Genomic DNA, 11,867 nt, shown 5'->3' on the forward strand with positions numbered 1-11,867 from the left:
AAGAGGTTAAAAGAACTTATCAGATCGCAAGAAAAAGGCCGTCCCCAACAGGAGACGGCCTCGGTATTCTGATGAATGAAATCTTACTTCACAAAGCGCAGTGTTTGTAGGCTTTGTCCGTTCGCGTTAATCTCAACGAGGTAAGTTCCATTACTTAGTTCTGATGTGCTGATCTGTGTTTGATCGGCTAGCGCCGGAATCGATGTCTGGTAAACGAGCTTACCGTCTACGCTGTACACATTGAATTCCGCGTTAGCATAGCTCTTCTGAGTTTGAACGATCACTGCATTACCGTTGTAGAACAAGGCAACTTCCGCTTCCGCGTTAGCGACGTCAACCACTTCGTCAACAATCACTGTAGTGACATCTGCAGTTGAACACTCACCTCCGTAAGCAACTACGAGAATCTCGTACTCGCCCTCTTCCGTGAATTCCAAGTTCACCACCTCTCCAGTAGCTACCGGACCGTCAACAACTGTCCATTCTACCAAGTCAGCGTTGCTTACTTCAGCAACCAAAGTCACCTCAGCCAAACCATCAATCAACTCGGCAGTTACGACTTCGTTCGTTTCTAGCGTTACCATGTCAGTGTCGATCAACACAATCTCGTGTGTCTCATCAATACAAGCTGAGCTGATTTCAACGGTGTAAGTTCCGTTCGCCAGCTCATCAAGGATAAGCGCGTCAAGTGAAGAACCTTCAGCAAGGAAGTCTTCTCCCGTCACCGTGAATTCGAAGATGTCAGCATGATCAACATTCAACTCGATCCAACCCTGGTACCCAGCGTTACATGCGTTTTCTTCTTTGTCGATCATTACTTCGTGAACCTGTGCTTCGTCAATGCTCACTACTGTTTCAACGGCTTCACATGCAAGGGCATCATTTGTCAATACCACTTTGTAGTTGCCCATGCCTAGTCCGTCTAACGCTGTAGTTCCAGTGAAGTCTTCAGTAACTAGTACAAGGTTGTCTAGTTCATCGTACCATGAAGCTGTCCAGTTGCCCATGTCAGGAGTGTTCACTTCAATCATGGCATCATTTGCACCGAAACAAGTGATGTCATTCACGGTCACTGCAGCTGGAGCAGAAAGGTGAACGATGAAACGATCAGACACCATGTCTTCTTCCAAGGCTACTTCTAGCATGAGGTCTTCATTCACTACGTAAATCTCACCTGTTTCTGTGTCTTCCAATGTCACACATGACATTGATGGAATCCCAGAAAGTTCAGTCGCCTCAAGTGTATAAGTACCTGAGTTATCAGCGCTCAATTGAAGTGGGATGCTGATACTTTCTTCTAACGAAGGAAGCGTATTCTGCCCCATGCGAACGCCATCAACGTCAAGGCTAGCAATGCTTACCCATCCGTTGTCAATTGACCCCAATTTGTAAGCGTCGAAGTCGTTCTCGTAAGCTGTAGTCGCTTCTGGAAGGAATCCGATGTACGCTGCATCCTGAGAGAATTCATTTGAAAGTGTCAGCTCGATGTAATCAGCTGCTTCCGTCGAACGCTCGAAGGCTTGACCTGAAGAAGACTTAATCGCCTCGCTCCATTCCAAAGAAGCTCCAGCTGCGTCAGCCTTCACCCAGAATGATTGTCCAGGAGCAATGTAACGCGGTGCTGTACCTACCTGAGTAATACCATTACGGCTTAGGTAAGAAGCGCTTTCCGCGTCGTACACGTAGTAAGTAGATACTCCAGGAGACGCATTTGCCAGCGCATCCCAATCGATTTCACTTGGGTAGCGATTGGCAACCAGGTTCCAACCATCAATGGTACCACCAACGAATGGGTTGTAAGAAATTGGCTGGCTGATATCTCCTTTCTGGATTCCTCCGGTCATGTCAAGATCTTGCGCTGCAGCAAGCATGAGGATCATGTAACCACGATCATTCAATAGTGCTTCGCCAACACCTGTTGTTTCTTCCCATCCGTCGTTTAGACCGCCATTCACAGATTCATCATACTTCTGGATGTTGTTCTGTGGGTAAGCATCAAAATCAGAACCAGGGAAACCTGTGGTAATGATGTCATCATTCCAATCAGCGATAGTCAGTCCGGTCAATGGAGCACCAACGTTCGCCCAGCTCTGCTCACCGGCAGGGATGTGACGTTGCATTGTGATGTTTCCAGTAAGGTCTGAATCGTCATTGAACGCACCGATTGATGCTGTTCCACTCGCGTCTGAAAGAAGTGTGAATACGTTTCCGTTCACGTCAAGTGTTCCTTGGTCTGGGAAGAATACGTTGGTCATGTTGACATCAGCATTCATGGTTACTCCCGTTCCGCGGTTGTCCATACGAAGGTTGTAGAAGCTGCTAGCTCCTGTACCGTTGATGTTCTGACCTGCAGCTCCTTTCAGCGTTACGCTTCCAGTCTGAGGGTCAAAGCTTCCATCGTTTGTCCAGTCGGCATATACTTTAATATCTCCAGACGCACCGTTCAGTGTTCCGCCATTTTCTACCGTGAGGTTTCGAGCAATCACGTCATCTGTAAGGGTCACCGTGTTGGTGTTTTGAACGATGACGTTCTTGAATCGTCCGAAAACAGCTGTTGTACCAGCGCCCATTGGATCATTCAATGACCAAATCGCGTCAGTAGAGTTTCCGTTTCCTACAGAGTAGTAGTCTTCGAAACATCCGTACTGAACAACGCTGATGTCGTCAATACGACACTTGTTTATGTTTCCTACGGTCACTTTGCAAGCGTAGCTGAAGTAATCTGCTACTACATACTGCGTATCGTTGGCTGTACCTGCAGAAGTCATGGCGTCGAATCCACCGTTCTCCTGGTACTTCAGTTCCCAGTTTCCGTTTTCATCGCGAACAACTTCGATTCCCAGTGTGATATTCGTGTTCCAATCGTAGCTAGATGTTACTACGTCGGTAAATGCTCCGTTATCGATACGTACGAGACGAAGGTTATCTACGGCAGTGTCGAAGTTGATACCCACCGCATATCCGTCAAGTGTTGCGCTCCAAGCGTCTTCTTCGCTACCTACGATTACGGCCATTAGCCAGTTGTTTGAAGAGCTTTCAAACCCACCGTTCTTAATGTTGAATCGCCATGTAGTTTCTACACCACGTAGCTCAAGGTTGTCAAGTGTGTGGCTGATGTAGTCGCTCGCTGCAGCTACGTTCGTGTGACGAAGGTCAAATGAACCACCGATGGTTGCTACAGAACTGATGACATCCCACTGGGTTGTGTTGGACCAACCGTCAGCGTTTCCGTCTTCAAAGTCTTCTGCGAACATGATTTCTTTACCACTTTCATCGTCTTCGAGGTGAAGTGTGAAGGTGTCGATCAAACCAGGCATAGCGTCGCAACCTCCAGAAACGTTCTGGATTCCGAAGATGAGGTCTTCATCTTCTTCACAGAGGTCGTTTCCATTGATCGTGATGCTTACTGTTTGTGCTGTGTTGTCTCCAGCGGCAAAGCTTAATGATTGCGTAGTGTAGTTGTCGATTCGAGTGGCATCACCACTGATCAATACTAGTTCGTAATCCGTTCCACAACGATCGTCTTCATCGCTGATGTTCACAGTGATGTCGTAGGTTGTGTTCACGTCTGCCTCTTCTACCGTCGCTTCCGCGCTAGCGAAAGAAACTTCTGTACCTGCGCCAAAGAGCAAGTTGTCAAAGTACAGGCGACGTGCATCACTTGGGTTGGTGATGTTTGTGCTTACTGCGAAGTAGCTGCTAGAAGTGATGTCGTTATCACGCACTGTAGCGCGTGCAGTTGAAGCATCTACATTGTCAAACCCTTGATCAGCGTAGAGCGTCCAATCACCGTCTGTGGTGCGTACTACTTTAAGTGTGTATCCGAGGTTAGCGTCAAAAGTTAGAGGGTAGGCAAGGTCAATCAATTCTGTTTCAGTCGTTCCTTCTTGTTTGAAGAGACCGAATGAATCTCCAGCAGGATCGCTTTTCCATTTGATGAAGTAGCCGTTGAAATCAAGGCTTCCGATCTGCAGATTCGCTGGGGTATTGTCATCAGACATCAAGATCACAGCAAAGTTGTTGGTGTTACTCGGCAGCCAGTTATCACCGGTTGCTACTGAGAATTCCCAAACTCCATAGGCTTGTGTGCTCGGCAATGTCAATGCCGCGTCGCCCGTAGAGGCGTTGCTCACCAACACGTCAGCGTTACGTCCGTTGTAGTTGTTGATGTTCCCGTTGGCACCATCTCCTGAGAGTGAAGTGGCGTCAAGCACTGAGAAAGATCCGGTGTCACCAGACCAAACAGCACCATTGGTGAAGTCTCCGTCTTCGAATCCATCTTCACCCACTGTAAAGTAGGCTAAGAAGTTGTTTCCGAAGTTGCTATCAAATTTCCCTTCACCACAACCTCCAGGATCATTTTGATTACCGTCGGCAGACCAAAAGACTTCCAAAACGTAGTCTCCTTTGGTTAGTCCAGTGAGTAAGTCTACTCCAGCGGCCGTTTCTTGCCAGCGTTGGTCGCCTCCTCCGAGGTTAGATTCAAATGGTAAGTTGATGGAAGCAAAAGCACCAGGAGTTTCACACTCCTTATATACGCGGTAATGAATGGATCCTCCACAAACATTCGAACTTCCGTTCTTGAATGTCTTCAGTTCCCCTCCGTTCAACGTAAACGTGTCTCCTTGTCTAAAGAAGCCGTAGTGATAGGTGTTGTATGAAGCAGCACCATCAGCGTTAAACCCTCCTGCACGGAAATTATTTCCGTCTCCAAAATCGATGATCGCGTAAGATTGGAAGATATCCCAATCAGCGAACGCAGAGATAGCTGGCAATAGGAATGCCAGCACAACAATTCGTCGTAGCATGTTTCTTTTGGTTAGATGTAATCAGTCAATCTGTTCCGTCTCCGGAACAAACAAGCCTTACAATTTACGAAATAGTTGAGACACAGTGTGCTTTGAACACCAGCTATTCGACAAGAGGAGGCAAAAGGGCAAAAAAAAGGCCCTCCATCAGGAAGGCCTTCCTTGTTTAGTAGTTGAATATTACTTCACGAAACGCACCGCTTCGATCTGTATTCCATTGTTGCTGATGATCACTGTGTAGCTTCCGTGAGCTAATGTTGAGAGATCAACAGTTGATGTTCCATTTGTCGCCCCAAGGTTGAATTGAGCTACGATTTTACCGGTAGCATCAAAGATGCTGAGGTCAGTGTATGTCGTTCCTGAAGACTGCACCTGAAGTTGCGAGCCTACCATAAAGGCTGTAATGGTTGAGTTTAGTTCTTCGATGGTGTTTCCACCAACTACGGTAATCACTGTTTGAGCGCTTTCGTAGCACACTCCATTCGATGCTTCCGCAGTCACGATGTAAGTCCCCGCTTCATAGAAGTTGAGGTCAAGCTCAACACCTTCTCCTACGTACATTCCGTCAACGTACCAGGTCACCAATTCCGCGTTAGCGACATCAGCCTGAACCGTAGTAGTCACCACTTCTTCAACAAGATCAAGATCGATAGCAAGTGGAGTGGAGATCGAGATGGCATTTGGTTGCTCAACGTAGACCCAAGCACTCACCTGAGCACAAGCTCCGTCAGCGTCAGTGTAAACGATCTGGTAGTCTCCCTCGGCTAGGTTTTCGAAAGTCACGTTCTCTGCGATATCAGCGCTGTCAATCAAGACACCATTGAGGTTGTATACCTCCACTGTACCTGTTGAAACGAATGAGTCAACGGTGATTTGACCGTCATTAGCGCCGTGGCAAGAGATGTTGTTCACCGCCGTTTCAATTGGCTTCGTGAGGTGAAGCATGAAACGAACACCCTCGAAGTCTTCTGCTTGTTCCCAGCTGATTTCAACGTTCTCTTCGAATGGGAAGAATTCACCTGTTTCAAGGTCTTCAATGCTCATACAAACCCCTTCAGGAATGTACTCCGCATCGATCACGCGGAAAGTGAATGAACCAGCCACTGCTTTCACATGAACTGGAATGCTTGTCACATTCTCAAGAGAGATGCGATTCACTGCCGTTAATTCACCGTCAGTTGCTACTGCTGCGATCAATGGAGCTGAATCTGAGACAGACCCTAATACAAATGCGTCTTTACCTGGTTCGAAGTCGATAGAGGCATCTTCCTCAAGAACTACGGTCGTCACGTGCTTCAAGCCATTGCGCTCCAATTGAAGGGCAATCTTTGAAAGCCCTGGGAAATCACGCTCAAAGGCGGAACCTACGTTCGACTTAATGCTCTCTTCAAACTGTAAAGCCGCGCCAGCACCAGTAGACTGCACCCAGAACGACTGTCCGCTAGGAATGAAACCAGTAGCAGTTCCACCTACACCCACCGTGTAAGATGTGTAGACGAAGTTCTCAGCGTCAAATACGTAGTAGGTTGGAGCGATACCTGTTGACAATGCGTGTAGTGCATCGAAGTCAATCTCACTCGGGTAACGGTTTGCTACTAGCTCCCAACCATCATTTGCAGCCACACCAGTAGAAGTGTAGTTCAAGTTCGTTGTCAAGCTTCCTTGCTGAATCGATCCCTCAACATCAACGAGCTGAGAAAGGTTCTGCATGTAAACGAAGTATCCGCGAGTAGCGTCAAGGCCATCAGTGATGTCTGTTGCTCCTACGAAACCGTCGTTGAGCATTCCCGCTACTGTTTCGTCGTATTGAAGAACGTTGTTGAAGAGCGTTCCATCATCGAAAGCGTAGTCAGGGAAATCTGAGTTCGTGAATCCAGTGGTGATCAGGTCGTCATTCCAATCTGCAAGCGTCAAACCTGCAATCGGAGAACACAGATTCACCCACATCGTCTCACCGACTGGGATGTATCGTTGCGCGTTTACTGTTCCAGCGAATGAAGCAGAAGCCATGATTTCACCAACAGATCCAGTACCCATGGCGTCTGACGCGAGGGTGAGTACGTTGGCACCAGTTGTGAATGCTCCTTCTTCTGGAGAGAGCACTCCGTGAATCGATGTATTCACTCCTAGGCTAAGACCCAGTGGGTTCTTCATGGTCACATTCTCAAACGTAGTAGAGGATGTACCACCGATAGACTGTGCAGCATCTCCTTTGAAGATGAAGGTGCTTGTTTCGGCATTCACCGTACCACCGTCGTTCGTGAAGTTACCAGCGAGCGTAGCGTTGCCCGAACCAGCGTTAACCACTCCGGCTCCGTTGGTAGCATCGACGGTTAGGTCGTTCACGGTGAAGTCAGCATCAAAGCTCACTGTCTGTCCGTTGCGAATTACCATGTTTTTGAACTTGCTGAAGGTCACTGCTTCGCCTGTTGCGCCATTCGTGTCTGTATTCCAGATAGCATCCGTTAGGTTACCAGACGCTACCGAGTAGTAAGTTTCAGATACTCCACATTGTGACACGTTGATGTCGTCGAAGCGAATGCCTGTCGCAGCAACGGCGTCACAGTTGTACAGGATTCCGAAGTACTGTCCTTCGACAGGATTTGCACTTGCTACTGCCGGTCCGCCTGTGAGCAATAGATCTGAACCACCGTCAGTATCTACTTTCACTACCCACATTCCGTTTTCTGTGTAGTTGATTTCTACACTTACGAATCCGTTCTGTGGCCAAGGGTAAGGGTAGGTAAGGATAGTACCTGCAACGGCACCATTACTTACGTTGTAGAGTGCTAGGTTTCCTGAAGCATCTGCATTTAGGTTCGCACCGAAAGCAACTCCGTCAACTGTAGCAGAAGTAAGATCAGCTTCATTTGCCACAAGGAATACTGAGAAGTTGTTGTTCGCTGTAACGTCCCAAGCATCAGACATCATGTCGAAGCTCCAAGTGGTACATGCAGCATCTGCGTTCAAGCAATTCATATCATAACTCACAGAGCTTGTGCCTGCTGCACCTGCGTGATCAAGGCTGAAAGAACCGTTGATTCCTACGAGTCCGCTAGCGGCCCAATCAGCTCCACTCGTAATCACCCAATCAGTGATGTCTCCATCTTCAAAGTCATCGCTAATGAAAGAGTTTACTGTTGCTCCTACACCACAATCACCACAGTCTTGCATTGTGCTATTTACTGCTCCTGGAGTTCCTCCAAAAGTGAAACTAGGCTGCCAGTTTGAAGCATCGCTGTTGTCAGAAGTTGGATCTACAAGCTCCACAGACACACAAGAACCATCTGCTGTAACTGGCCATGTTGGTCCGTCATCGTAAGTAAGTTCGTCTACTGTTGCGCCTCCGTCGTTGAGTAGTTCAATGGTTTCACCACTGTTATTGATTCCTCCAGTTGTCCATTCGAACACTTGGTAACCATTACCGCTGTATGTAGCAGCGTTTACTGCAACGACGATGTATTCGCCAGCCGCAATTGTTGTTCCAGTAGGGAAAGTGAAATCAACGGCGTTAGCAAGTTGCCAATCGCCAATGTCAATTGCTGAAGCACCGAAGTTGTAGATTTCGATGAACTCGTAATCAGTGTCGTTTCCTTGCTCTGTACAAGGGTTGTAGTGGAATTCGTTGATGACTACATCGAAGACCGGGAAGGTACAGCTCGCATCATCAATGAAGGCACAAAAGTCAAAGTTCAAAGCTCCTGGGTTAGTACAACCACTTCCAGGCGTGCTGTTCGCCGCTCCTGGAGTTCCGTTTGGAGTTGGCTGTCCTTGGCAGTTGTAGCTGTGCCAGTTCGCTCCAGTATTGTTGTCTGTTCCTAGAGTAGTTAACTCAATCGAAGGACCGTACCCATCTGCTTGGAATGGCCATGGGCTGACATCACCGTAAGTAATTTGATCAACCGTGTTTGAAGAAGCGTCTTGAATCTGAATGAGCTCGCCATCGTTGTTCAGTGCGCCGCTTGTCCATTGGAAGACTTGGTAGCCATTTCCACTGTAGGTTGCTGAATTTGCACAGACGATGATGTACTCTCCAGCTGCGATGCTTGTAGCGGCTGGGAAAGTGTAGACAATTCCTTGAGTGAAGGTGTATCCGCTCAAGTCAACAGGAGTCGCTTCGGCGTTATATAGCTCGATGAATTCGTAATCAACATCGAGGTAACCCCCGGCGTCGTCTGGATTGTAGTGAACCTCCGTGATCTGAATGTCTGCCACCACCGGCGCTACGCCGCTTTCAGTAACGACGATGTCGTCTAGTTGCAGGTACTCAGATGCCGCACCGTTGTTCATTGTCACACGAATCTGAAGGGTAGACCCCATGAGGTTCGTTGCTGTAACCGTTTCCGTTCCCCAGTCAGAGTCGTTCGGGATGTCTCCGATGAGTGTGTGGGTTGCGCTACCTAACCCATTCCAGTTGGTGATGAGTGTAGGTGTGCCGTCAAGTAGGTATTCTACATCGACAAAGTCAGAGGCTTCATGGTCACCCACTTCGCTAATGACCATTGAAATATCTACTTCTGTGTACGATGAGATGTCAATTGACTCACTCAACCAAATACAATCACCATCCACATCGCGTGCTTCGAAGATTTCATTTTCAACATAGAACCAATCTGAGGCGTCAGCAAGATTTCCTCCCGATATGTCAACAGTGAAAGGAACTCCAGCCACATCAATCACAGGACCAGGGCCAATAGCACCCTTACCGTTCATGCCGGTGAAGTCGAGTGTCCAGATTTGTGCAACGGAAAATTGAGAGAATAGGGTAGCAGCTACCAGTAGTAGTACCGATCTTAAGTATTTCATCATCTTTGGTTATGGCGCAACAAACGCGCAGGCAAAAATACACGGATAAAAACCGAGCAAAGGGGTAGATGCGTTAACTAGATGTTAACCTTCGTTTGTGAAAACAGCGGATTCAACGAGCTTTTTTGTGTATTCCTCGGAAGGCTGAGTGAAGATCTTATGTGCGTTTCCTGATTCCACAATTTGACCTCGCTCCATGACCAGCAAACGGTCACTCATGTAGTGCACTACGTGCAGGTCGTGTGAAATGAAGACGTAAGTAAGGCCGCGTGAAGCCTTCAATTGGTTCAATAGATTTAGTACCTGAGCCTGAACTGATACATCAAGCGCAGCAACACTCTCATCAAGTACGACAACTCTTGGATTGGTACATAAAGCACGAGCCACTACGATACGTTGGCGTTGTCCACCGCTGAATGAATGAGGATACCGGTCAAAGTGTGAAGGATCGAGTCCGACTTCTGCCAGGATGGAACGCACTTGATCTTGTGCTTTTTGCCTATCTGACTCTACTCCATTGACCATCATCGCCTCTACGAGCGCATTTCCCACGCTGATTCGAGGGTTCAAGCTAGAATAAGGGTCTTGAAACACAAGTTGTACCGCCCCTGCAGAGCCTGACCATTCAATGCTCCCTTCACTGGGTTCGATCAATCCAATGATCATTCTACTGACGGTGCTTTTACCGCACCCACTTTCACCCACAATGCCGAGCGTTTCTCCTTGAAAGAGTTCGAAACTGACTCCGCGAACAGCATCGAAATGATCTGTTGCCTTACCCAACAGGTTGCGTCTGGTGACGAATCGTTTCCAAAGATCCTTCACACGAAGGATGGGGTCTTTGGAAGGGGAAGAAGAGTAGATTTCCTTCTTCACCTCACCACCCTTGATGATTTCCTCTACTGTCTGAAGTCGCACACGCTCTCCATTCGTCGGAGGTACGCAAGCCAACAGTCCTTTAGTGTAAGCTTGTGTTGGGTTCTGCATGACCTGAGTTACCGGGCCACTCTCCAAGACTTCGCCTTTGTACATCACTGCCACTTGATCAGCCACATGGGCCACCACACCTAGATCGTGCGAGATAAAAATCATCGAAAGCTGACGAGCTTGTTGTAGACGACGAAGCAGCTCAAGAACACTCTTCTGAACGGTCACATCCAATGCCGTGGTTGGTTCATCGGCAATGATCAGAGATGGCTCTGGAGCTAGGGCCATGGCGATCATCACACGTTGTTTTTGACCTCCACTGAGTTCATGTGGGTAGCGGTCAAACATGTCGACTGGAACAGGTAATTCTACCTCAGTAAAGAGTTCGACTGTTCGTTGACGTGCTTTCTTGGCGTCCATCCCCAGATGCTCCTTGAGCATTTCAGCGACTTGAGCTCCACAGGTCATCGAAGGGTTCAAACTGCTCATCGGTTCCTGAAAGATCATGGTGATCTCTTTTCCGCGATAGCGTTTGGCGTGTGTAAAGTTGTCTTGTAGTAAATCTTCTTGGCTAGCGCCGAATAGCGCCACCCCATGGTCAATACGTGCGATTTTCGATGGCAAAAGGCCCATGCAAGCAAGGGAAGAAACCGTCTTTCCAGAACCGGATTCACCCACCACTCCAAGAATGCCTCCTTGGGGTACCTCAAGGGATACGCCTTTGATTACCGGATTCCATTCTTTGCCTTGGCGGAATGAAATAGAGAGGTTTTGAATGGATAGGATCGACTTATTCTGCATTGGTTTCTAGGAACACGACAGAAATATACGGCCTCCCCGCTTCACGTCCTTCATCGATCATCGTGATCTCGATATTCGTGCCCTTAGCGCTTCGCGCATTCCACATTGTAAAGCCATCATCCTCTGATGTCGCACCGAATCTAAGGTCATAATGCTTTTTGAAGTCGTCGAAAAGCGAGCCGCTTACTTCTTCACTCGAAGGAAAAATATCGAGGGCAATGACGTAAAGGCCTGTCTCATCAAAGTTATAAGTGATGTCATAGAAAGTGGAGTCTTTCAAGGTGACCGGAATACGACAAGTGAGTTCGTCTGGCATGTTGTAAACCACATGTTCCGCTTCTCTATCCAGCACATCATTCTGGCTGTCTCCAATATCGCTACCGCGGAATACGCCTTGTTCAGAAGCACCCAAAATTCCATCTAACGGATCGGGTTGAGGGGCTTCCTCAGCACATCCGAAAAAGAGAAAAGACAATATGAAGAGGTGGCGCTTCATCACATCGGTAAAAGTACGAAATGCACCCT

4 protein-coding genes are annotated in these 11,867 nt (G+C 47.9%); all 4 read right to left on the reverse strand.

What is annotated here, in order from left to right; all coding sequences use genetic code 11:
* Positions 1-83 precede the first annotated feature (83 nt).
* The 4 genes from RA156_RS15535 to RA156_RS15550 all read right to left on the reverse strand — a co-directional run bounded on the left by RA156_RS15535 (position 84) and on the right by RA156_RS15550 (position 11,838).
* On the reverse strand, positions 84-4,808 hold the full coding sequence (locus RA156_RS15535) for a T9SS type A sorting domain-containing protein (protein ID WP_306641380.1): 4,725 nt from the start codon (positions 4,806-4,808) through the stop codon (positions 84-86).
* Positions 4,809-4,988: 180 nt separating this feature from the next.
* Positions 4,989-9,614 (reverse strand): lamin tail domain-containing protein, encoded by a 4,626-nt coding sequence (locus RA156_RS15540; RefSeq protein WP_306641382.1) that lies wholly within the window; start codon positions 9,612-9,614, stop codon positions 4,989-4,991.
* A gap of 84 nt (positions 9,615-9,698) precedes the next feature.
* The gene (locus tag RA156_RS15545; protein WP_306641384.1) at positions 9,699-11,342 is read right to left on the reverse strand and encodes a dipeptide ABC transporter ATP-binding protein; all 1,644 of its coding nucleotides are present in this window, start codon (positions 11,340-11,342) and stop codon (positions 9,699-9,701) included.
* The gene (locus RA156_RS15550; protein WP_306641386.1) at positions 11,332-11,838 is read right to left on the reverse strand and encodes a hypothetical protein; all 507 of its coding nucleotides are present in this window, start codon (positions 11,836-11,838) and stop codon (positions 11,332-11,334) included. Before RA156_RS15550 ends, RA156_RS15545 begins: the two co-directional genes overlap by 11 nt.
* Between the last annotated feature and the right edge of the window lie 29 nt (positions 11,839-11,867).

The organism is Sanyastnella coralliicola, assembly GCF_030845195.1.
In the GTDB taxonomy this organism is placed as follows: Bacteria; Bacteroidota; Bacteroidia; order Flavobacteriales_D; family Sanyastnellaceae; genus Sanyastnella; species Sanyastnella coralliicola.

Bases quoted from the DNA above. Each gene is read 5' to 3' on its own strand.
- RA156_RS15535 (WP_306641380.1), bottom strand. From the start codon at position 4,808: ATGCTACGACGAATTGTTGTGCTGGCATTCCTATTGCCAGCTATCTCT.
- RA156_RS15540 (WP_306641382.1), bottom strand. From the start codon at position 9,614: ATGAAATACTTAAGATCGGTACTACTACTGGTAGCTGCTACCCTATTC.
- RA156_RS15545 (WP_306641384.1), bottom strand. From the start codon at position 11,342: ATGCAGAATAAGTCGATCCTATCCATTCAAAACCTCTCTATTTCATTC.
- RA156_RS15550 (WP_306641386.1), bottom strand. From the start codon at position 11,838: ATGAAGCGCCACCTCTTCATATTGTCTTTTCTCTTTTTCGGATGTGCT.